This is a genomic window from Falsiroseomonas selenitidurans, assembly GCF_012103215.1.
GTDB lineage: Bacteria > Pseudomonadota > Alphaproteobacteria > Acetobacterales > Acetobacteraceae > Falsiroseomonas > Falsiroseomonas selenitidurans.
Genome location: NZ_JAAVNE010000025.1, coordinates 1 through 19,408 on the forward strand (window position 1 = coordinate 1; position 19,408 = coordinate 19,408).

General features: G+C 72.5%; 22 protein-coding genes. 6 read left to right on the top strand and 16 right to left on the bottom strand.

Annotated features, from left to right (window positions below; translation table 11 throughout):
• From HEQ75_RS15595 to HEQ75_RS15605, 3 genes are all read right to left on the bottom strand, one after another.
• Positions 1 to 638 (bottom strand): carbonic anhydrase (locus HEQ75_RS15595; protein ID WP_168032220.1); only part of this gene is annotated, 638 nt, incomplete at its 3' end.
• Positions 635 to 1,051 carry a DUF6524 family protein gene (locus tag HEQ75_RS15600; RefSeq protein WP_168032222.1) on the bottom strand — a complete coding sequence of 139 codons (417 nt, stop codon included), beginning with the start codon at positions 1,049 to 1,051 and terminating at the stop codon, positions 635 to 637. The genes HEQ75_RS15600 and HEQ75_RS15595, both read right to left, overlap by 4 nt.
• A gap of 4 nt (positions 1,052 to 1,055) precedes the next feature.
• Positions 1,056 to 2,072: a hypothetical protein gene (locus HEQ75_RS15605; protein WP_168032224.1), complete on the bottom strand. Its 1,017-nt coding sequence runs from the start codon at positions 2,070 to 2,072 to the stop codon at positions 1,056 to 1,058.
• 42 nt (positions 2,073 to 2,114) lie between these two features.
• Between HEQ75_RS15605 and HEQ75_RS15610 the strand changes: the two genes are divergently transcribed.
• Positions 2,115 to 2,681, top strand: coding sequence for a hypothetical protein (locus HEQ75_RS15610; protein ID WP_168032226.1), 567 nt, complete (start codon positions 2,115 to 2,117; stop codon positions 2,679 to 2,681).
• A gap of 11 nt (positions 2,682 to 2,692) precedes the next feature.
• Here the strand turns inward: HEQ75_RS15610 and HEQ75_RS15615 are convergent, their stop codons facing one another.
• The 8 genes from HEQ75_RS15615 to HEQ75_RS15650 all read right to left on the bottom strand — a co-directional run bounded on the left by HEQ75_RS15615 (position 2,693) and on the right by HEQ75_RS15650 (position 9,699).
• Positions 2,693 to 3,496, bottom strand: a complete 804-nt coding sequence (locus HEQ75_RS15615) for a bestrophin-like domain (protein WP_168032228.1) — start codon at positions 3,494 to 3,496, stop codon at positions 2,693 to 2,695.
• Between the two features lie 94 nt (positions 3,497 to 3,590).
• Positions 3,591 to 4,025 carry a hypothetical protein gene (locus tag HEQ75_RS15620; RefSeq protein WP_168032230.1) on the bottom strand — a complete coding sequence of 145 codons (435 nt, stop codon included), beginning with the start codon at positions 4,023 to 4,025 and terminating at the stop codon, positions 3,591 to 3,593.
• A gap of 23 nt (positions 4,026 to 4,048) precedes the next feature.
• Positions 4,049 to 4,813, bottom strand: coding sequence for a hypothetical protein (locus HEQ75_RS15625; protein ID WP_168032232.1), 765 nt, complete (start codon positions 4,811 to 4,813; stop codon positions 4,049 to 4,051).
• 32 nt (positions 4,814 to 4,845) lie between these two features.
• Positions 4,846 to 5,919: a PstS family phosphate ABC transporter substrate-binding protein gene (locus HEQ75_RS15630; protein ID WP_168032234.1), complete on the bottom strand. Its 1,074-nt coding sequence runs from the start codon at positions 5,917 to 5,919 to the stop codon at positions 4,846 to 4,848.
• A 37-nt stretch (positions 5,920 to 5,956) separates the two neighbouring features.
• Positions 5,957 to 6,724, bottom strand: a complete 768-nt coding sequence (locus HEQ75_RS15635) for an MICOS complex subunit MIC60 (protein ID WP_209318590.1) — start codon at positions 6,722 to 6,724, stop codon at positions 5,957 to 5,959.
• A 312-nt stretch (positions 6,725 to 7,036) separates the two neighbouring features.
• Positions 7,037 to 8,527 carry a dihydropyrimidinase gene (gene hydA, locus HEQ75_RS15640; protein ID WP_168032238.1) on the bottom strand — a complete coding sequence of 497 codons (1,491 nt, stop codon included), beginning with the start codon at positions 8,525 to 8,527 and terminating at the stop codon, positions 7,037 to 7,039.
• Between the two features lie 101 nt (positions 8,528 to 8,628).
• Positions 8,629 to 8,934 carry a hypothetical protein gene (locus tag HEQ75_RS15645; RefSeq protein WP_168032240.1) on the bottom strand — a complete coding sequence of 102 codons (306 nt, stop codon included), beginning with the start codon at positions 8,932 to 8,934 and terminating at the stop codon, positions 8,629 to 8,631.
• A gap of 66 nt (positions 8,935 to 9,000) precedes the next feature.
• Positions 9,001 to 9,699, bottom strand: a complete 699-nt coding sequence (locus HEQ75_RS15650) for a GntR family transcriptional regulator (RefSeq protein ID WP_168032242.1) — start codon at positions 9,697 to 9,699, stop codon at positions 9,001 to 9,003.
• A 131-nt stretch (positions 9,700 to 9,830) separates the two neighbouring features.
• Between HEQ75_RS15650 and HEQ75_RS15655 the strand changes: the two genes are divergently transcribed.
• A complete protein-coding gene (locus HEQ75_RS15655) occupies positions 9,831 to 10,907 on the top strand; it encodes a tartrate dehydrogenase (protein WP_168032244.1) in 1,077 nt (358 codons plus the stop codon).
• Between the two features lie 254 nt (positions 10,908 to 11,161).
• On the opposite strand, the gene HEQ75_RS15660 is transcribed toward HEQ75_RS15655, so the two are convergent.
• The 3 genes from HEQ75_RS15660 to HEQ75_RS15670 all read right to left on the bottom strand — a co-directional run bounded on the left by HEQ75_RS15660 (position 11,162) and on the right by HEQ75_RS15670 (position 12,876).
• Positions 11,162 to 12,067 (bottom strand): LysR substrate-binding domain-containing protein, encoded by a 906-nt coding sequence (locus HEQ75_RS15660; RefSeq protein WP_168032246.1) that lies wholly within the window; start codon positions 12,065 to 12,067, stop codon positions 11,162 to 11,164.
• A gap of 108 nt (positions 12,068 to 12,175) precedes the next feature.
• Complete coding sequence (locus HEQ75_RS15665; RefSeq protein WP_168032248.1) at positions 12,176 to 12,397, bottom strand: helix-turn-helix domain-containing protein; 222 nt, start codon at positions 12,395 to 12,397, stop codon at positions 12,176 to 12,178.
• Positions 12,397 to 12,876 carry a DUF2975 domain-containing protein gene (locus tag HEQ75_RS15670; RefSeq protein WP_168032250.1) on the bottom strand — a complete coding sequence of 160 codons (480 nt, stop codon included), beginning with the start codon at positions 12,874 to 12,876 and terminating at the stop codon, positions 12,397 to 12,399. Before HEQ75_RS15670 ends, HEQ75_RS15665 begins: the two co-directional genes overlap by 1 nt.
• Before the next feature lie 103 nt (positions 12,877 to 12,979).
• Here HEQ75_RS15670 and HEQ75_RS15675 point away from each other — a divergent pair, with 103 nt between their 5' ends.
• The 4 genes from HEQ75_RS15675 to HEQ75_RS15690 all read left to right on the top strand — a co-directional run bounded on the left by HEQ75_RS15675 (position 12,980) and on the right by HEQ75_RS15690 (position 17,690).
• Positions 12,980 to 13,642 (top strand): outer membrane protein, encoded by a 663-nt coding sequence (locus HEQ75_RS15675; RefSeq protein ID WP_168032252.1) that lies wholly within the window; start codon positions 12,980 to 12,982, stop codon positions 13,640 to 13,642.
• A 65-nt stretch (positions 13,643 to 13,707) separates the two neighbouring features.
• Entirely contained in the window at positions 13,708 to 14,649 is a 942-nt protein-coding gene (gene accD, locus HEQ75_RS15680) for an acetyl-CoA carboxylase, carboxyltransferase subunit beta (RefSeq protein ID WP_168032254.1), read from the top strand.
• Positions 14,646 to 15,959, top strand: coding sequence for a bifunctional folylpolyglutamate synthase/dihydrofolate synthase (locus HEQ75_RS15685; protein ID WP_328734089.1), 1,314 nt, complete (start codon positions 14,646 to 14,648; stop codon positions 15,957 to 15,959). The genes accD and HEQ75_RS15685 overlap by 4 nt, the downstream gene beginning before the upstream one ends.
• 42 nt (positions 15,960 to 16,001) lie before the next feature.
• Positions 16,002 to 17,690: a solute carrier family 23 protein gene (locus HEQ75_RS15690; RefSeq protein ID WP_168032256.1), complete on the top strand. Its 1,689-nt coding sequence runs from the start codon at positions 16,002 to 16,004 to the stop codon at positions 17,688 to 17,690.
• A 114-nt stretch (positions 17,691 to 17,804) separates the two neighbouring features.
• Here the strand turns inward: HEQ75_RS15690 and HEQ75_RS15695 are convergent, their stop codons facing one another.
• The gene (locus HEQ75_RS15695) at positions 17,805 to 18,938 is read right to left on the bottom strand and encodes a PQQ-dependent sugar dehydrogenase (RefSeq protein ID WP_168032258.1); all 1,134 of its coding nucleotides are present in this window, start codon (positions 18,936 to 18,938) and stop codon (positions 17,805 to 17,807) included.
• Between the two features lie 43 nt (positions 18,939 to 18,981).
• Complete coding sequence (gene trxA, locus HEQ75_RS15700) at positions 18,982 to 19,311, bottom strand: thioredoxin TrxA (protein ID WP_168032260.1); 330 nt, start codon at positions 19,309 to 19,311, stop codon at positions 18,982 to 18,984.
• Positions 19,312 to 19,408: the final 97 nt, after the last annotated feature.

The following is a 19,408-nucleotide window of genomic DNA, read 5'->3' on the forward strand; positions in this document are numbered from 1 at the left end:
GCCGCCAGCGTGGCGCGGGCGGCCTCCAGCGTCAGCCCATGGCGGCCGATGCCTTCCGCCAGCAGGGCGCGCTCCGCCTCCGGCGTCAGCGGGCCGTCGCGCAGCCGCAGCCGCACCAGCTCCGTGAAGCCCGGCGGCGGCGCCACGGCCTCGGCGCGCAGCGGCGGGCGGGCGGCGCAGGCGGCGCAGGGCATCAGGGTGGAGCGGCCATCCAGCTCCATCAGCCGCAATTCCACCTGCATGTCCGGGTGGCGCGCCAGCACCGCGGCGGCGGCCTGGTCCAGCACCGCCTGGTGCTGGCGCTGTTCATCCGCCCGGTCTGCCGCCAGGCGGCGCCCGGCGAAGAGGTCCATGGCGCCGCAGTCTCGGTGGTTCACGAAGACCACCTTGCGCACGCCATGCAGCTGGCGCGACGCCGCGAGATTCTCCCACAGCGCCTGGGACCAGGCCGGCCGGGCGGGGTCCACCGCGGCCAGGGCGGCGCCGGCGATGCGCATCTCAGAATAGCGCTCCGCGCGGCCCACCGAATCCATCAGATGGGTGACGTCGTCCACCAGCCGCGGGTCGATGCAGCTGACGACGAAGGCGTCGGCCTTGGAGGGCGCGGCGGCCGTGGCAGGCGTCGGCGATGGGGTCATTTCGTGATCTCATCCGTATGGCTGATGCCACCCAGCCGGTGATCCAGGTGGGAATAGGACAGGCCGGCGGTGAAGATCGCGGCGAGCGTCAGCAGTGCCCAGATCAGCATCGCCTCGGGGTCGGTGAGCGACATGCCGGAGAGGTGCGCCAGCGTCACGCCGGCGCCCAGGCTGAACAGCGCCACCAGCAGCATGCCCTGCAGCTTCAGCACGCCGCGGGTGGTGCGCCACAGCATCATCAGCACCGCGGCCAGGGCGGCGCCGACGGCCAGCTTCGCCCAGAACCACTCGAAGCTGTCCACCAACCAGTGCAGGTAGGAATAGCCAGAGGGGTTGTACAGCGCGAAGACGATGAACAGGCTGAACAGCCCCCGCGCCACCACCCCCTTCCAGTCGAAGCGTTGTGCGGCCATCGGCTCAGCCGCAGCCCGAGGCGCCAAGCAGCGCCGCGCGCCGCGCCGCCAGCGCCGCCGCCACCGCCGCCTGGCCCTGCGCCGCCAGGCGCGCCTCCGCCCGGTCGATCGCCTCCAGCGCCTGGGCTTCGAAGGCCGGGCGGTTCAGCGCGGAATCGACGCGGTTCAGCACCCAGTCCAGGCCCCAGGAAACGCCCACGCCGCCCGCCATGCCCAGCGCCACCCCGGGCGTGCCGCCCAGCGCGTAGCCGAAGGCGCCGCCGGTGGCGACGATCGACCCGGCCTCGCTCACCCGCAGCACCAGCGCGCCGAGGCGGGCGGCCATCGGGCGCATGGAGCGGAGGAAGACGGTGTTGGTATCCGCGCCCTCCTCCACCACCAGCGCCAGCGGGTCGGCGTCCTCGGTCGCTTCCAGCTCCAGCCGCGCGGCGCCGTTCAGGTCCAGCCGCGGCAACGCCACGGCGGCGGGCGCGATCGGCGTCAGCCGCGGCAGCGCGGCGGCTTCCAGCGCCAGCCCACGCAGGGCGCCCTGCCAGCCATGCGCCACCAGCGAAGCGGCATGGGCCCGGTCCGCCAGAAGGGCGGCGGGCGGAATGGCCGGCTCCAGCACCCGGCTGCGGAAGGCGTCCCGCACCGGGCCGGCCATGTTGCGCGCCAGCCGGTCGGCCAGCGCCTCCGTATCCGCAGCGGCCACGCCTTCCGCCAGCCCCTTGGCGGCGAGGCCGAGCACGCGCCAGGCGGTCAGGTAGCTCTCCACCCAGTCATAGGCCCAGTCGCCGAAGGCCGGCACGGCTTCGCGCGCCGCGGCCAGGCGCATCGCCGCGGCTTCCGCCAGCAGCCGGCCGGCCATGGCCTCCAGCCGCGCCTGTTCGGCATCGAGCCGCTTCTGCCAGGCTTCCAGCGTCGCCGCCGGGATGTCGAGAAAGCTGCACGCGCCGTTCGGCATCCGCACCGCCATCGGGCCGGCCTGCGCCGGCAGCGCGCCGCATGCCAGCAGCAGGACCAGCAGCCAAAGCGACATCGCCAGTCGACGGGGCGCGTCGGGCGTCCTAAGCCGGCCCGCATGGAGCTGACCGATCTCGGGCTGGCCGCATGGGGCCTGCTGCAGGTGGTGGTGGCCTGGCTGCTCGCCGCCGGGCTGCCGCGGCTGCTCGCGCTGCTGCATGGCGGGCTGCCGCCGCGCAGCGGCCTGCTGGCGCTGGCGGCCGGGATGGCCGGCGGGCTGGCACTGCTGCTCGCCCTGCCGCAGCCGGAAAGCTTCCTGCCCGACGCGCTGTTCGCCGCGGAGGGCCCCTGGCGCCAGCCCCTGCCCCTTCTGCTGCGCGACCATGCCCTGCCCGACGGTGCCTTGCTGCACCGCGCCTGGGGCGACCTGACCGGCGGCGGTGCGGCGGCGCTGCCCGGCGGGCTGGCGCTGGTGCTCCTCGCCCTGGCCCTGCTGCGCCCGCCGCTGCCACCGCTGCGCGTGATGGCCCGCCTGCTGCTGCTGACCATCGCCACCGCGCTGGTGCTGCACCTGCTGGCGCATCTGCTGGCCTGGGCGCTGGCGCTGCTGAATTTCTGGATCTTCGCCCTGCTGCTGCTGGCCTTCCAGCGCTGGCGCTACGCGCCGCGCCGCGCGCGCTATTGAGGCGATGCGCATCAGGTGACCTCCATCAGCGCCAGGAAGGGCCGTGGCGTCAGCAGGGCCGGGTCGCCGACGAAGGGGAAGGCCAGCTTCAGCGCCACCAGCAGCACCGCGCCGACGATCAGGGCGATGACCAGCCCCATGGCGTAGTGCATCGTGGCGTGGCCGCCGCCGAAGAACCATTGAAAGGCGATGGTGGCGACGGAGACGGTGAGCACCAGCGCCCAGATCAGCCCCGACAGGGTGCGGGACATCACGGAAAGCCGCGCGATCCGCGCCTCCCCCACCTCGCTCACCCAGTCATTGATCTTCTGCTGCAGCGAAAGCTGCCCGCCGGTGCTGCCATCGAGGTCGAGGAACACCCGCGCCAGCCGCTGGAAGGCGACCTCCGACCCGGTGGTCGGCTGGCCCGCCTGCATCGCCGGCCAATCCTCCCCCACCACCGCGCCCGCATAGCCGCGGATGGCGCTGCGCATCGCCTGGCGCGCGGGTTCGAAGGCCGGGCCGTCGAAGGCATCGACGGACAGCGCCAGCATGTAGAGGCTGGAGGTCTCCTTCTGCATCGTGTCGCGCGCGGTCTGGTAGATGTCCCAGGCGCCGACCAGGGCGAGCGCGGCGACCACCGCGTAGATCTCCACCACGAAGCCGTATTTCACCGCGCCCACCTGGACGTTGGCGGCGAATTCCTGCGGCGTGAACAGCTGGTGCATCAGGTAGCCGAGGCCGAGCGCCAGCAGCACCGGCACGCCGGCGGTCAACAGGATGGCGAGCCAGCCGGGCAGGGCGGCGATGTGGTGCGGCAGCGAAAGCTCGAACACGGCCCCTCCTGGGCATTTGGGCGCGCGGTCCAGCGCACCGGGGGCAGATCGGCGTGCCGCGCGGCGCGCCGGCCCGGCCCGCCGGACGCGGCGTTCACTCGGCGATGGCGCGATACCAGCGGCGGGTGCGGATCAGGCGGCCATGCGGCTTGGGCTGCAGTTCCAGCTCCTCCATCCGCCGCTTCACCGCGCGCGCCGCCTCCGCCTCGGTCAGCTCCGCCCCGGCGCGGGCGCGGTAGAAGGCCACCGCCTTGGCGAAATCCTGCCGCGCCACCCGGCCACGGGCGTCTGCCATGGTCTTCAGCAGCAGGCCCGAGGAGCGGCCGAGCTCCCCTTCCAGCGCCACCTGGTCCTGTTCCGCCGCGGCGCGCAGCAGCCCCGCGGCCTCGTCGAGGCGCAGCCCGTAGCGGGTGAGCCCCTCTTCCAGCAGGCGCCGTTCTTCGGCGCGGTCTAGGAAGCGTCGCCCCTGCATCTGCAGCTTGATCAGCTCGCCGAAGCGGGCCCGGCCGTCCTGGTCGGTCGCGTGCATCCGTGTCTCTCTCCGGCGAAGGCTCAGTTTTCCAGCGTGACGGGGCGGAGCGGCGTCGACATCGGCGTCTGCGGCAGGTCCATGCCCTGCGGCCGCTGCGTCGCCATGCCCTGCACCCGTGCGTTCAGGCGGTCGATCGCGCGCAGGATGCGGCTCGCCTCCAGCCCCACCGGCGCATCGGTCGGTGTCAGCACGAACTTCACCTTGGGCAGCGGGAACAGGTCCACCTCCACCTTGTCCACGGTGAAGCCGCCGATTTCCGTCGCATCCAGGATGCCGCGCACGATGGTCCGCTGCACCAGGGCCAGCGGCCCGTTGTTGCGCTGGGCGTGGCGTTCCAGCATGCGCTCGACATAGTCGCGGTCGGCTTCCGTCAGCTCCCGCGCCTGGCCGAAGGTCAGGCTGAAGCCGGGGATCAGGCCGACGCTGCTCTCGATCTCCTTCAGCTTGTAGCCGGAGATGTCCATCAGCCAGGTGAAGTCGTCCTGCGCCGCACGGCCGCGCTGCAGGGCGCCGTGGCGGCGCATGAAGTAGCTTGTGCCGGAGCTGAAGCCGAACAGGCCCAGCGCGCTGGTCCAGAGATCCTCCGCCCTCTCGCTCAGGCTGCCGGAGGTCGGCAGGTCCTGCAACGGGGCGGTCACCACCGTGCGCGGCGCGGCGGGCGCGGCCACGGGCTGGGCCGGCGCCGGGCCGGACGGCGCCAGGGCGGCCAGCGTCAGGGCCAGAACGGGCAGGGCCAGCAGGCGGGTGCCGCGGTGGCTGGCACGGCCGGGGGGACGTTGCGTCATGGCTTGCGCCTCCTTCAGGGACACGGACAGGCTCAGCGGGAGATCAGGGTCAGGCGTTCGGCGATGCGGCGCTGTTCGGCGCGTTCCGCCGGGCCCAGCGGCACCAGGCCGGTCACGCCCAGATAGCCGCCCGGGCCGGCCGCGCCCTCACTGGTGGCTTCGTTCAGGAATTCGCGCACGCCGCGCACCACGCCGATGCCTTCCCGCAGCCGGGTGTGCTGGCGCTTCGCATAGAGGTAGACGGTGCGCGTCGCGATGTAGTCCTGGGCGAAGATGCTGGCCTGCGTGGGCAGCACGCCGTCCACCGACAGGGCGATCAGGTTGCCGCCGCTGGCCAGCAGCTGGTCGTAGGACAGCAGACCGATGGTGCCGGGCGGGCTGGCGAGCAGGGCTGCGGGGATTTCCACGCCGTCCAGCACGCGCACCCGGCCATCCTCGCGCAGCGTGATGCATTTGCCGCGGCGATAGGCGGCATCGAACAGCAGCCGCACCGCCTTCACGTCCCGGCAGCCGCCTTCGAGGATCATGTCCTCGAACAGGCCGGTGGTGCCGTTGCCGCGGGCCGGCATGATCAGGCGGATCTCGTTGCGCGGCAGGTTGGGGGCGATGTCGGACCAAAGGGAGCGCCGGTTCACCACGAATTCCTCGTCGTTCACCCGTTCCGCCGCCAGCGCCTCCCACACCTGGCGCGCGGTCAGGTTCGGCGTCGCCTCGCCCCGCCGCACCGCCAGCACCACGGCGCCGAGGCCGAGCCGAAGCTCCACCACGTCGCGCACGCCGTTGCTCTGGCAGGTCTCCAGCATGGTGCGCGGCATGCGGCGCACGACGATGGTGAGGTCGGGCGTCTGCGGCCCGATGCCGGCGCAGAACAGCTCCATCGCGGCGGAGGAGGGCAGATGGCGCACCAGCGGCTCCGTCACCCCCGCGAAGCGCTCGGTGAAGCTGAGCGTGAGCATCCGCGTGATCGCGGTGCTGGATTCCGAGGTGATGACCACCAGCCGGTCGCGCATCGCCGCGCCCAGCTGCGCCTGGGCTGGCGCGGCCCCGGCCGCGGATAGGCCGGCGGCCAGCGTCAGGCCGATCAGGAGATTGCGTAGACGGCCCATGTTGGACTCCCTGCCGAGGATAGGGTTGTGTTGCGGATCACGAGGGCCGGCGCGCCGCCGGGGCGGCCAGGAGCTGCGGCGGCGCCAGGGCGCGCAGCAGGACTTCCTGGATCGCCTGTTCCACCGCCAGCCGGGCGCGCGCTTGCGCCACCCAGCCGGCCAGCAGCGGCTGCAGCTGGCCATCCAGCGCCCCGGCATCGGCGACCGCGCCCGCCAGGTTGCCGCGGCGCAGATGTTCCGTGATGCCGGCGATGGCGGTTTCCGCCAGGCCGGGGGCCGGCGGGGCGGCCAGGCCGAGCGAGGCGAAGGTGCCGCGCAGCGCATCGGCGCCGCGGCTGAACAGGCCCTCCGCGCGCGGCATGCGCGCCAGCAATTGCGGGGCGAGCAGGGCGAAGCGGGCCTGCAGCTCGGCCTCGGAAGGCAGGCCGCGCGCGGCGTGGCTGGCCAGCACCTCGGCCAGGGAGGGCGGCAGCGCGCCGGCCGGGGCCAGGGCGAGCATCGCCTGGTATTCGCGCAGCCAGGGCCGCGGGGTGGCCAGGCTGGCGCGCAGCAGCAGCGCGGCGATCAGGAAGCGGTCGGATTGCGGTGCGTTGCGCGCCAGCATCGCCGCCGCCTCGCGCGCCACCGCTTCGGCCTGCCGCGCCGCGGCTTCCGCCCGGGCTGCCTGAATCTCCAGCTGGCCGAGGAGCGCGGCGGGGGGCGAATCGTCCGGCGCCGGCAGGGCCTGCGCCCGGTTGTCCGTGGTCGGCCAGAACACGACCAAACCGCAGGTTGCAACGGCCAGGCCCAGAAGGAAGCCGGCCACGGGCCCGGCATGACGCCGCGGGAGGAACACCGCGTCCCTCGCCGCGTGTCCGCCCGGCAGGATTGCCGCGGAGAGCCCCCGCGCCTTCAGCTGGATCGCCACGGTTAGCATTGCCCCTGCCACGACAGCCGACAGCCAGCCGTCTGGGGAGTCTTAGCGAGGTCTGGTGTTGGAAGTGTTAAGCGGCCCGCTTTTGAAACAGCGGCAACGACGGAATCTTGGGGCAACGGAAAGAAAGATTTATTTCAACCACTTGGGCGGGCTCCCCCGCGGCCGCTGCCACCGGGCGGGCGGCGGGGCCGTGGGGGCGCCTCAGCCGACCGAGGCGGCGTCGAAACCGTCCGGGACCCGCCCGCCGGGTCGCGCCAGGGCATAGGCGTCACGGGCCAGGAAACGCCCCCGGCCCGGCTCCGCCAGCACCTGCCCCTGCTGCACCGCGACGCGTCCGCCGGCGATGGTCACGCTGGGAAACCCCTTGATCGCAAAGCCTTCCCAGGGGGTGTAGTCGATCGCGTGGTGCAACTCCGTGTTGCGGATGCGGCGTTCCGCATCCGGGTCCCAGACCACCAGATCGGCATCCGCGCCCGGCATCAGGCTGCCCTTCCGCCCTTCCAGCCCGAACAGCCGGGCCGCATTGGCGGCGCTGAGGCGGACGAAATGCGGCAGGTCAATCCGGCCTTTGTTAACGCCTTCCGAGAACAGCACCGGCAGCCGTGTCTCGATCCCCGGCACCCCGTTGGGGATGGCATTGAAGGCCGGCGTGCCATCCGCGCGCAGATTGGCGCTGCCCATCCCATAGCCGCCGGACCCCGGCGCGCGCTTCGCGGTGGTGAAGGAAAAGCCGCAATGGTCGGAGGAGACGACATCCAGCGTGCCGTCCTGGATGCGGCGCCAGACCTTCTCATTCTCCCCCTTCGCGCGCAGCGCCGGGGAACACACCGCCTTGGCGCCGGCGAAATCCGGGCCCTGAAGATCCTCATGCGACAGGGTCAGGTATTGCGGGCAGGTCTCCCCCCACACCTTCACGCCGCGCGCGCGGGCGGCGGCGATCTCCGCGGCGGCTTCCTCGCAGCTCACATGGAAGATCTGCACCGGCTGGTCCACCAGCTCGGCCAGCGCGATGGCGCGGTGCGTCGCCTCCCGCTCCACCACCGGGGGGCGGGACCAGGCGTGCTGCAGCGGGTCGGTCAGCCCGGCCTTCAGCAGCGCGTCGATGCGCCAGCCGATGGCGTCGTAATTCTCCGCATGGATGGTGACGAAGGCACGGTGGCGGCGCGCCACGGCCAGCACCTCGATCAGCTCCCGGTCGTTCAGCCGCAGCGGGTCGTAGGTGAGGAACACCTTCAGGCTGCGCACGCCGCGCGCGATCAGCGCCGGGATCTCCCGCTCCAGCACCTCGGGCCGCGGGTCGGTGATGATCTGGTGGAAGGAATAGTCGCAGCGCGACTGCGCCGCGCGGGCCTCATAGCCCGGCGCGCTGTCTGCCAGGGAATGCCCCTTCCACTGCGGCAGGAAGCAGATGAAGGAGGTGGTGCCCCCGGCCAGGGCGGCGGCGGAGCCGCTGGCGAAGCTTTCCTCATGCACGGAGCCGTCCTGACCGATCTCCTCCAGGTGGCAATGCGGGTCGAGGCCGCCCGGCGTCACCACCATGCCCTTGGCGGAGACTTCCTCCCGCCCCGCGGCGAGGTTGCGGCCCAGCGCGGCGATGCGGCCCTCCAGGATGCCGATATCGGCCTCGAACACCTCCGCCGCCGTGGCGACCGTGCCGCCGCGCACCACCAGATCATACGCCCGATCGGTCATCCGAACCCCCTGCATCCACGCCACGCCAGGGTGCGCAGCGGCGGGGCGCTTGTCTACGGAGGAAGGGGGGGGAGGGGGGGGGGGAAGCGGGGTCGAAGCCCTCAGTCCTGGCTCATCTTCACCGCGACGAGGTCTCGGACGAACCCATCCGCATGGTCCACGCACTGCAGAACGGTGGCGGCGCCGACGTAGCGAAAGACCAACCGCCAGGTCGGGCCGGCCAGGGACATGCGGACCACGCCAGCGGCGACCAGCGTCCGTTCGAGCGTGACGACCGTCATCGGGCATTCGTAGCGATAACAGGCGGGCGGGACGCCCGCGCAGGGCAAAGCCCGTTCTTCCACGCCGTGCCACTGCACCAGCAAGGCCATCTGCTGCATGTCCACATTGTTGAAGCTAAGCGCCATACCCGACAGGGATGACTTTCGCTGGCCCGGGTCAATGCGCAGCCCGGCTGTCGCCTTGCCGACCCCTCAGATCTGCCGCATCCCCAACTGCGCCAGCAGCGGCAGGATCTGCGCCACGGCCCGCTGCCGGTGCGCCTTGGCGCGCGCCAGCGCCTCCGCCTCCGCCCCTGCGCGGATTGCGGCGAGGATGCCGGCATGCTCCTGCACCGAGAGGATGGGCCGCGGCCGCAGCCGCAGGGTCAGCATCCGGGCGCGGTGCGACTGGTCCATGATGCCGGCATAGATCCGCACGAGCCTGGCATTGCCGGCACCCTCCACCAGCATCTGGTGGAAGCGGCCATCGGCCTCCGCCCAGGCGGGCAGGTCCTCCGCCGCCAGGGCCGCCGCCATCGCCGCGTTCACCGCCTCCAGCGCCGTCGCCACGGGCTTGCGCTGCTTCTTCGGCTGCGCCGCGATCAGCGCCGCCGCGGCACTCTCCAGCGCCACGATCACCTCGTAGATCTCCCGCATGTCCTCGGGCGAGAGGGCACAGACCAGCACGCCGCGGCGCGGCAGCACGCGCACCAGCCCTTCTTCCTGCAGCCGGATGACGGCCTCATGCACCGGGGTGCGGCTCATGCCCAGCTGCAGCGCGATCTCCTGCTCCGAGCCCTGGTAGCCAGGGGCCAGCGCGGTGTCGCGGATGGCGCGCTTCAGCGCCGCATAGGCGGCATCGACGAGCGAAGGCCGGGGCGCCGCCGCCGCATTGTCGCGCATCTGCACCATGCCCTGCCTCCGCCGCATCCCGCCTGGTTGACGCTGCCGCCGGCCGGGGATTATCGAACGCCATCTTGCATGGAAGATGGCGCGCCAGGAAGCGCGCCGCGCCCCTGCGGGCAGACACGAAGGGGATGAGAATGCGCAGCTACCGCATCGCTTCCATGGGCGGCGACGGCATCGGGCCGGAAGTCATCTCGGCGGGGGTGGAGGCGCTGAAGGCCTGCGCCGCGCGCGACGGCGGCTTCACCCTGAACTTCACCGATTTCGACTGGGGCTCGGACTACTACCGCAAGCATGGCGTGATGATGCCGGCGGATGGTGCCGACCAGCTGCGCGGCTACGACGCCATCCTGTTCGGCGCCGTCGGCGCGCCCGACATCCCCGACCATGTCACGCTGTGGGGCCTGCGGCTCGCCATCTGCCAGCCGCTGGACCAATACGCCAATGTCCGCCCCACCCGCGTGCTGCCCGGCATCGTGAGCCCGCTGCGCCACGTCTCCGGCCCGGAGCTGGACTGGGTGATCGTGCGGGAGAACTCGGAAGGCGAATACTCCGGCATCGGCGGCCGCGCCCATCGCGGCCTGCCCATCGAGGTGGCGCAGGACGTCTCCATCATGACCCGCGCCGGCGTGCAGCGCATCATGCGCTACGCCTTCCGCCTGGCGCAGTCCCGCCCGCGCAAGCTGCTGACGGTGGTGACGAAATCCAACGCCCAGCGCCACGCCATGGTGATGTGGGACGAGATCGCCGCCGAGATCGCCGCCGAATTCCCCGACGTCACCTGGGACAAGATGCTGGTGGACGCGATGACCATGCGCATGGTCATCAAGCCGGCCAGCATCGACACCATCGTCGCCACCAACCTGCACGCCGACATCCTCTCCGACCTGGCCGCCGCCCTGGCGGGGTCGCTCGGCATCGCCCCTACCGCCAACATCAACCCGGAACGCGACAGCCCATCCATGTTCGAGCCGATCCACGGCTCCGCCTTCGACATCACCGGCAAAGGCATCGCCAACCCCATCGCCACCTTCTGGACCGCGGTGATGATGCTGGACCACCTGGGCGAGCCCGCCGCCGCCCAACGCCTGATGCGCGCCATCGAACAGGTCACCGCCAACCCGGCCCTGCACACCCCCGACCTCGGCGGCCCCGCCACCACCCGGCAGGTCACCGACGCCGTCTGCGAAGCCCTGCGGAAGGCGAACGACTGAAGGATGGCAGCGCGGGTGGTTCACGGGGAGGGCTCCGCCCTCCCCGCACCCCTCCCGCCAAAGGGCGGCGGCCCTTTGGAAACCCATGAGACTTGAGCCGGCGAGGAGAGGGGGCCGGAGCGACCGCCAATTCAGCGGAACCGCTGGCCCCCTCTCCTCGCCGGCTCAAAGGTCCTCGCGGTCCAGGGGGCCGCGCCCCCTGGTGGGGGTGCAGGGGGGCGAAGCCCGCCCTGCAAGCCACCCGCGCCGCCCCTTCAGACATCCCCGCCTGCCGCGCCTTCGGCAAATGGCGCCAGGCGGCTGCGGATGAGGGCGGCGATGGCGTCGATGGCGGCGCGGCGGGGGAAGGTGGTGCGGGAGACGAGTTGGATGTGGCGGCCGGCCTTGTGTTGCAGGGGGCGCAGCGCGATGCCGGAGTCGCGGGCGGTGCCGGCGGCCAGGCCGGGGATCAGGGTGGTGCCGTAGCCCGCGGCGACCATGTTCATCAGGGTGGAGAGGCTGGAGGCGCGGAGCGCCCCGGCGCGGGGTCCGGCCTGGCCGCAGGCGGCGAGCGCCTGGTCGCGCAGGCAGTGGCCGTCGGCCAGCACCAGGATGTCCGCGGCCAGTTCGTCCTCCGCCACGCGGGTGCGGGCGGTCAGCGGATGGTCGGGGGGCAGGGCGGCCAGGAAGGGTTCGGTAAACAGCGGCCGGGCTTCCAGGTCGGCCCCTTCGGTCTCGGTCGCCAGCAGGGTGGCGTCCAGGTCGTGGCTGCGCAGGCGATCCAGCAGCGCGGTGGTCACGTCTTCCCAGGGTTCGATCACCAGCTCCGGCAGGGCGTCGCGCAGCGGGCCGAAGACCAGGGGCAGCAGGTAGGGGGCAAGGGTCGGGATGATGCCCAGCCGCAGCCGGCCGCGGAGCGGGTCGCGCGAGGCATGGGCCAATGCCAGCATCGCGTCGGCCGCGGCGACCGCGGCGCGGGCGTGGGCCAGCAGCGCCTCGCCCGCGGTGGTGGGCGCCACGGATTTGTTGGTGCGCTCGAACAGCACCACGCCCAGCTCTTCCTCCAGTTTACGAAGCTGGGTGGACAGGGTGGGCTGGCTGATGTGGCAGAGTTCCGCGGCGCGGCCGAAATGCCGGTGTTCGGCCACGGCAAGCGCGTAGCGCAGGTCGCGCAGGTTCATCCGGCGGGTCCCCCTGTCTTTTCTTCTCCATCGATCATACCAGGGGTCGCTGCGGGGCAGTGATAAATGCGCTCAATCGTTCCGGTAGAGGGGTTCGATGCAGCGGCGTCAGGTCGGTGCCTCTTCCTCCGGCACATGCGCCAGCAGGTCGCCCGGTTGGCAGTCCAGCTCCCGGCAGAGTTTTTCCAGCGTTTCGAAGCGGATGCCTTTGACGCGGCCGGTCTTGAGCAGGGACAGGTTGACCTCGGAGATGCCGATCCGCGTGGCGAGCTCGCGGGACCGCATCTTGCGGCGGGCGAGCATGACGTCGAGCTGGACGGTGATCGGCATCAGATGATCGCGGCGTTCTCTTCGGTGGCGCGGGTGGCTTCGCGCAGCACCGCGGCGAAGCTGAGGAAGACCAGGCCGATGGCCAGCCCCACCGCACAGCCCAGCAGCGGCGCCGGGGCGATCAGCCCGGCGGGGCCGAGGGCTGCGAGGCGGGAGGCGGGCAGCAGCAGCGCCGCCAGCAGCAGCCAGCCGCCGAAGCGTCGCAGGGCCTCCGCCGCCGCCAGGCTGAACACCGCCATGCCGTGCAGGCGGGTGGCGAAGCGGTGCAGCTGTGCGAAGGCCAGCGCCGCCGCCAGGTAGGGCAGCGCCAGCGCCAGTGCCGCCGGCAGTCGCGCCGGCGTCGCGGCCAGTTGCCGGAAGGCCAGGCCGGCGGGCAGGGACCCCGGCGCCGCCACGCCCAGCAGCGGGATCAGCAGCAGCAGGGCGATCACCGCAAGCGTTGCGGCGCGCAGGCTCAGGCCAAGCCGGTGGGTTGTCATGGGCAGCCACGGCGGCGTTGACCGCGCACCGTTCCTTATCGTAAAACATAAAAACATTGATGTGAATCGTAGCGGATTTGCCCCGCCACGACAAGGAGCCCCCATGACCCGCCTGCTGCGCAACGCCCTGCTGATCGCCCCCCTCTGTCTCCTGCCGGCCGCCGGCCGAGCGGAGCCCTGGACCGGCCCCTATCTCGGGCTGCATCTGGGCTATGGCGGCGGCGGCGACGATATCCGCGAAATCAACGGGCCACGCGCCTGGCAGGCGGAGACGCGCGGCGTGCTCGGCGGCGCCCAGGCCGGCTGGAACTGGCAGCGCGAGCGGCTGGTGCTGGGGCTGGAGCTGGAGATCGGCCATCTCGGCCAGTCCGGCGACGTCGCCACCGCCGATGCAACGGGTGCGGTGCGCAGCGAGGCCACGCTCGGCCTGCATGGTGCGGCGACCGGCCGGCTTGGCTGGCTGGCCACGCCCGACACGCTGCTGTTCTTGCGCGCCGGCGGTGGGCTGGCGCAGTTCGAGGCGAGCACGACCGAAAGCTGCGCCGGGGCCTGCGCCACCTCCCGCGCCAGCGCCAGCGGCACCACGGTGGGGCTGGTGCTGGGCCTCGGCGTGGAACACGTGGTGGCGGCGGATTGGCGGCTGCGGCTGGACTACGCCTGGCACGCCTATCGAAAGGAACTCGTGCTGCCGCCGGGCAGCGGGCCGGGCTGGGATCACCATCTCGACCTGCACGCGCTGCGTATCGGCTTCAACCGTCGCTTCTGAACCGGCCTCTTGCGCCGGCCGGCTTGGCAGCCCTACTCCGGGGCTGCCACCGAGGACGGGACGCGATGAACTGGATTTCCGACTGGGCGCTGCCGAAGGTGAAGGCGCTGTTCGGACAGCCGCGGGAGGTGCCGGACAATCTCTGGCACAAATGCCCTGCCTGCGAGCAGATGATCTTCCATCGCGACCTTGAGCGGAACCTCTACGTCTGCACGCATTGCAACCATCATCTGCGCCTCACCGCCGCCGGCCGGGTGAAGGCGACGCTGGATGAGGGCTGGTCGCGCATCGAATTGCCGAAGGTGCCGCTGGACCCGCTGCGCTTCCGCGACCAGCGCCGCTACGCCGACCGGCTGAAGGAGGCGCAGGCCAAGGCGGGCATGGATGATGCCGTGCTGGTGGCCCAGGGCAGCATCCTCGGCCGCAAGGCGGTGGTGGCCGTGTTCGAATTCGCGTTCATGGCCGGCTCCATGGGCGCCGCGGTGGGCGAGGCGCTGGTCACCGCCGCCAAGCTGGCCGTGCTGCAGGATGCGCCGCTGATCGTCTTCACCGCCTCCGGCGGGGCGCGGATGCAGGAAGGCGCCGTCAGCCTGATGCAGATGCCGCGCACGGTGATCGCGACGCGCATGGTGAAGGAGGCCGGGCTGCCCTTCATCGTGGTGCTGTGCGACCCGACGACGGGCGGCGTGACCGCCAGCTTCGCCATGCTGGGCGACATCCAGATCGCCGAGCCGGGCGCGCTGATCGGCTTCGCCGGGGCGCGCGTGATCGAGCAGACGGTGCGTGAGAAGCTGCCGGAGGGCTTCCAGCGCGCCGAATACCTGCTGGAACACGGCATCCTGGACATGGTGGTGAAGCGCCACGACCTGCGCGCCACCCTGGCCCGCCTGATTTCCCTGCTGCGGGAGCCGATGCTGCTGGCGGAGCCGGAGCCGGAGGCCGAGGCGCTGCCCGCCTTGCCGGCGCCCGAACCCGCCGAGGCCGCCGAGGACGCGAAGCCGGCGTGAGCGCCCCCCCAGCCTCGCGGAGCGAGGACATCCCGCCCTCGCGGAGCGAGGAGATCATCGACCGCCTGCACGGGCTGCACCCGAAGCTGATCGACCTCAGCCTCGGCCGGCTGCAGCGCTGCCTCGCGGCACTGGACCATCCGGAACGGCGGCTGCCGCCGGTGGTGCATGTGGCCGGCACCAACGGCAAGGGCAGCACCTGCGCCTTCCTGCGCGCCATCGCGGAAGCCGCGGGGCTGCGGGTGCATGTCTACACCAGCCCGCACCTGGTCCGCTTCCATGAGCGCATCCGCCTGGCCGGCGAATTGGTGACGGAGCCGGCGCTGATCGCGGCGCTGGAGCATGTGGAGCGCGCCAATGGCGGCGAACCGATCACGGTGTTCGAGGTGACGACGGCCGTCGCCCTGCACCTGTTCGCCAGCGTGGAGGCGGACCTGCTGGTGCTGGAGGTGGGCCTGGGCGGGCGGTTCGACGCGACCAATGTGGTGGACCGCCCGGTGGCCACCGCGATCACCAGCATCTCCATGGACCACATGGATTTCTTCGGTGACGATCTGGGTCGCATCGCCTGGGAGAAGGCCGGAATCATCAAGCCCGGCGTGCCGTGTGCCACCGGCGCCCAGGCAGCGGCGGCGCTGCGGGTGATCGTGCAGGAGGCCGCGGCGCAGGGCGCGCCGCTGCGGGCGCGCGATGCCGCCTGGCGGGTGGAGCGCCTGGCGGATGGCGGGCTGGCCTGGGAGGACGAGGCCGGGCGGATCGAGCTGCCGCGCCCCGGCCTGGCCGGGCCGCACCAGGCGGACAATGCCGGCATCGCCATCGCCGCGCTGCGCGCCTGGAACCCGCCCTGGCTGACCGAGGCGGCGATCCGCCAGGGTGTCGCCACGGCGAGCTGGCCGGCGCGGATGCAGCGCCTGTCGGGCCGGCTGGCCGCGATGCTGCCGCCGGATTGGGAGCTGTGGCTGGATGGCGGCCACAATGCCGGGGCCGGCGTGGTGGTCGGGCAGCACATGCGGGACGCCTTCGCCGACCGGCCGCTGCATGTGCTGGTCGGCATGAAGGCCGGCAAGCAGGTGCCGGAATTCCTGGGGCCCATCATCCCGGCGGCCACCACCCTCTGGGCGGTGGCCGAGCCGGGGCAGCATCTGGCCATGCCGGTGGAGGGCATTGTTGCGGCCAGCGGCGGCGCCGCGATCCCCGGCGGCACGGTGGCGCAGGCCCTGGCCGCGCTGCCGCGCCCCGGCGGCCCGGCGCGGGTGCTGGTCTGCGGCAGCCTGTACCTGGCGGGCGAAGTGTTGAAGCGGGACGGCTGACGCGCGGGTTGCGCGGCCGGCGCCCAGGCCCGAGCATCCGGCATGCCCGAAACGAGCCCGAACTGGACCCTGGCGAGCCGCCCCCCGGCCGCGGTGTTGTGGCCGGCGGCGCTGCAGCATGTGGGGCTGGGCTCCGTCACCCTGGTGTTCCCGCTGCTGGTCGCCGACAGCGCGGGGGCGGATCCGGCGCTGCTGCCGGGCTATCTTTCCCTCGCCATGCTGGCGCTGGGCATCGCCACGCTGCTGCAATGCTGGGGGCGGCATGGCATCGGCTCAGGCTTCCTGCTGCCGGCCGTCTTCACCGCCATCTACCTGCCGCCCACCGTGCTGGCGGCGCGCCATGGCGGGCTGGGGGCGGTGGCGGCGATGACCATGGCGGCGGGGGTCACGCAGATCCTGCTCTCGCTCGCCATCCGCCGGCTGCGCCCCTTCCTGCCGACGGAGCTGGTGGGGCTGGTGGTGCTGATGATCGGCATCGGGCTCGGCCTGCTGGCGCTGCGCCTGATCCTCGGCTTCGGCCCCGGGCTGGATCGCGGCACGGACGACCTGCCAGCCAGCCTGCTGGCGCTGCTGGTCATCGGCGGGGTCAGTGTCTGGGGCGGGGCGCGGCTGCGGCCGCTGGCGGTGCTGGCCGGGCTGGTGGTCGGCTTTGCCGCGCATGCGCTGCGCGTGGCGGTGGAAGGCGGGCTGCTGCTGCCGGTGCCGCTGGGGTGGGAGGTCCCGGCCTGGCCGCCCGCCACACCCACCCTGGAATGGACCCTGCTGCCCGGCTTCGCCATGGGCGCCCTGGCCTGCCTGGTGCGCGCCTGCGGCGATGTGGTGGCCAGCGACCGGGCGACGGACCCGCATTGGCGGCGCCCGGATTTCGCCCGGATGCGCGCCGGCGCCCTGGCGGATGGGCTCGGCACGCTGGTGGCCGGCATGCTGGGGGTGCCGGGCACCAACACCTACACCGCCAGCGTCGGGCTTTCGATCGCCAGCGGCATCACCGCCCGGCGGGTGGGGCTGGCGGTGGGCGTGCTGTGGATCGGGCTCGCCTTCCTGCCGGGCTCCGCCGCGCTGGTGCTGGCGGTGCCGCGCGGCGTGCTGGGGGCGGCGCTGTTCTTCGCCGCGGCGTTCATCGTCACCACCGGCATGGGCATCGTCACCCAGCGGCTGATGGATGCGCGGCGCACGCTGGTGGTGGGCGCGGCGCTGGTCATCGGCCTGTCCTACGACGCGGTGCCGCAGATCTTCTCCGGCCTGCCGGACGCGGCGCGGCTGCTGGTTTCCTCCTCCCTCGTCCTGGCCATGGTGGCGGCGCTGCTGCTGGTGGCGGCCTTCCGCCTGGGGGCCGGGCAGCAGCGCCACCTGGCCTGGCGCCCGGCCGATGGCGCCGCCGCGCTGCAGGATTTCGCCCACCGCGCCGGCGCCGCCTGGGGCGCGCGGGCCGAGGTGGTGGCGCGGCTGGAGGCAGCGCTGGAGGAAGTGGCCAGTGCGCTGCCGCCGCTGCTGTCAGCCGGCGCGGTGGTGGAGGTGGCCGGCCGCTTCGACGAGTTCAACCTGGATGTGGCGTTGCGCTGGCCCGGCGAGGCACTGGACGCCGCGCCGCCCGACCTCGATGCCGCGGCGGACGACGCCGCCCTGGCCAGCCGCCTGGCCACCCTGCTGCTGCGCCGCGCCGCGGACCGTGTGACGGAGCATCGCCTGCCGGATGGCCGGCAGGAGTTGCGGCTGCACTACGAGCATTGACCGGCGCAGGCTGATACCCGACGCACGAAGTCCCGACCTGCGGCCCGAGGGGCACGAAGGCGAAACCTTCGTGCGGCTGGTATGACAGGATTGAGCCGCGCGGGCTGGCCCGCTTCAGCCGCCAGGCGCCAGCCGCAGGATCCGGCCCCGCGCCTCATCCGTCAGCAGCAGCAGCGCGCCATCCTGCGCCACCAGCACGTCCCGCAGACGGATGCGGCGGTCGAACAGCAGGCGTTCCTCGCCCACCACGCGGTCGCCATCGGTCGTCAGCCGCACCAGGCCGGGCGGGTTCAGCGCGGCGACGAACAGGCTGCCGCGCCAGGCGGGAAAAGCGTCGGAGTCGTAAAAGGCGATGCCGGAGGGGCTGACGGCCGGAACCCAGACATGGATCGGGTCCTCCATGCCCGGGGCGGTCTTGCGGTCGCTGATCGGGGTGCCGCTGTAGTTCACGCCCCAGGTCACGCGCGGCCAGCCATAGTTGCGGCCGGGGCGGAGGATGTTGATCTCGTCGCCGCCGCGCGGGCCGAACTCGGCTTCCCACAGGCTGCCCGTCCAGGGGTTGAAGGCCAGGCCCTGCGGGTGGCGGTGGCCGTAGCTGAACACCTCGGCCCGCGCATCGGCCCGGCCGGCGAAGGGGTTGTCCGGCTGGGCGCGGCCTTCCCGATCCAGGCGCAGCACCTTGCCGGCCAGGTCGTCCAGGCGCTGCGCCCTTTCCCGGTCCTGGTTGCGGTCGCCGGTGGACAGGTACAGCCGGCCATCCGGGCCGAAGGCGATGCGGCAGCCATAATGCTGGCGGCCGCTGGCCTGCGGCGGCGTGGCGTCCAGCAGCGGCGTCACCTGCTCCAGCCCGCGCGCCTCCGCGCCCAGCCGGGCGCGCACCAGCCGCGTCAGCGCGCCGCCCTGCACCAGCATCGCCTGGCACAGGAAGACCTCGCGGCTCGTCGTGAAATCCGGGGCGAGGGCAACATCCAGCAGCCCGCCCTGGCTGGCGGCTTCCACCGCCGGCACATTCGCCAGCGGGGCGGAAACGGCGCCATCCCGCCCGACCAGCCGCAGCCGGCCGGGCCGTTCCGTCACCAGCAGCCGCCCATCCGGCAGCAACGCCGCGCCCCAGGGATGTTCCAGGCCGCGGGCGAAGGTGGTCAGCCGGAAGTCGTGGCGTTCCGACCGAACCCGCTCCCCCTCCTGCGCCAGGGCGGCGGGGAAGGGCAGCAGGGCGGCCAGCAGGGCGATGAGGATGCGCGTCATGCGCCCGATGTAGGGCGCCGACGCGCCGGCGCCATGGCCGGGATCAGCCGACCTTGGTCGCGACCCAGTCCTTCAGCGCGCTCTTCGGCAGGGCGCCGACCTTGGTGTCCACCGGCTTGCCGTCCTTGAACAGGATCATGGTGGGGATGCCGCGCACCGCGTAGTCGTTCGGCGTCATCGGGTTGTCGTCGATGTTCACCTTCGCGATGGTCAGCTTGCCGGCGTATTCCTTCGCGATCTCGTCCAGGATCGGCGCGACCATGCGGCAGGGGCCGCACCATTCGGCCCAGAAATCGACCAGGACGGGGCCGGAGGCTTCCAGCACATCCTGCTTGAAGCTGTCGTCGGTGACAGCCTTGGTGAGTTCGCTCATCGGGGGTCTCCGTGCGCGTCGCGGGGGGCTGGCGCGTTGTGTGGCAAGATCGTGTCGCCGTTGCCCCCGGTCAAGCAAGCGCCTTCCTGCGCCGGCT

Excerpts from the sequence above, each read along its gene's own strand:
- HEQ75_RS15600 (WP_168032222.1), bottom strand. The coding sequence starts at position 1,051 with ATGGCCGCACAACGCTTCGACTGGAAGGGGGTGGTGGCGCGGGGGCTG.
- HEQ75_RS15605 (WP_168032224.1), bottom strand. The coding sequence starts at position 2,072 with ATGTCGCTTTGGCTGCTGGTCCTGCTGCTGGCATGCGGCGCGCTGCCG.
- HEQ75_RS15610 (WP_168032226.1), top strand. The coding sequence starts at position 2,115 with ATGGAGCTGACCGATCTCGGGCTGGCCGCATGGGGCCTGCTGCAGGTG.
- HEQ75_RS15620 (WP_168032230.1), bottom strand. The coding sequence starts at position 4,025 with ATGCACGCGACCGACCAGGACGGCCGGGCCCGCTTCGGCGAGCTGATC.
- HEQ75_RS15625 (WP_168032232.1), bottom strand. The coding sequence starts at position 4,813 with ATGACGCAACGTCCCCCCGGCCGTGCCAGCCACCGCGGCACCCGCCTG.
- HEQ75_RS15630 (WP_168032234.1), bottom strand. The coding sequence starts at position 5,919 with ATGGGCCGTCTACGCAATCTCCTGATCGGCCTGACGCTGGCCGCCGGC.
- hydA (WP_168032238.1), bottom strand. The coding sequence starts at position 8,527 with ATGACCGATCGGGCGTATGATCTGGTGGTGCGCGGCGGCACGGTCGCC.
- HEQ75_RS15645 (WP_168032240.1), bottom strand. The coding sequence starts at position 8,934 with ATGGCGCTTAGCTTCAACAATGTGGACATGCAGCAGATGGCCTTGCTG.
- HEQ75_RS15650 (WP_168032242.1), bottom strand. The coding sequence starts at position 9,699 with ATGGTGCAGATGCGCGACAATGCGGCGGCGGCGCCCCGGCCTTCGCTC.
- HEQ75_RS15655 (WP_168032244.1), top strand. The coding sequence starts at position 9,831 with ATGCGCAGCTACCGCATCGCTTCCATGGGCGGCGACGGCATCGGGCCG.
- HEQ75_RS15660 (WP_168032246.1), bottom strand. The coding sequence starts at position 12,067 with ATGAACCTGCGCGACCTGCGCTACGCGCTTGCCGTGGCCGAACACCGG.
- HEQ75_RS15665 (WP_168032248.1), bottom strand. The coding sequence starts at position 12,397 with ATGCCGATCACCGTCCAGCTCGACGTCATGCTCGCCCGCCGCAAGATG.
- HEQ75_RS15670 (WP_168032250.1), bottom strand. The coding sequence starts at position 12,876 with ATGACAACCCACCGGCTTGGCCTGAGCCTGCGCGCCGCAACGCTTGCG.
- HEQ75_RS15675 (WP_168032252.1), top strand. The coding sequence starts at position 12,980 with ATGACCCGCCTGCTGCGCAACGCCCTGCTGATCGCCCCCCTCTGTCTC.
- accD (WP_168032254.1), top strand. The coding sequence starts at position 13,708 with ATGAACTGGATTTCCGACTGGGCGCTGCCGAAGGTGAAGGCGCTGTTC.
- HEQ75_RS15690 (WP_168032256.1), top strand. The coding sequence starts at position 16,002 with ATGCCCGAAACGAGCCCGAACTGGACCCTGGCGAGCCGCCCCCCGGCC.
- HEQ75_RS15695 (WP_168032258.1), bottom strand. The coding sequence starts at position 18,938 with ATGACGCGCATCCTCATCGCCCTGCTGGCCGCCCTGCTGCCCTTCCCC.
- trxA (WP_168032260.1), bottom strand. The coding sequence starts at position 19,311 with ATGAGCGAACTCACCAAGGCTGTCACCGACGACAGCTTCAAGCAGGAT.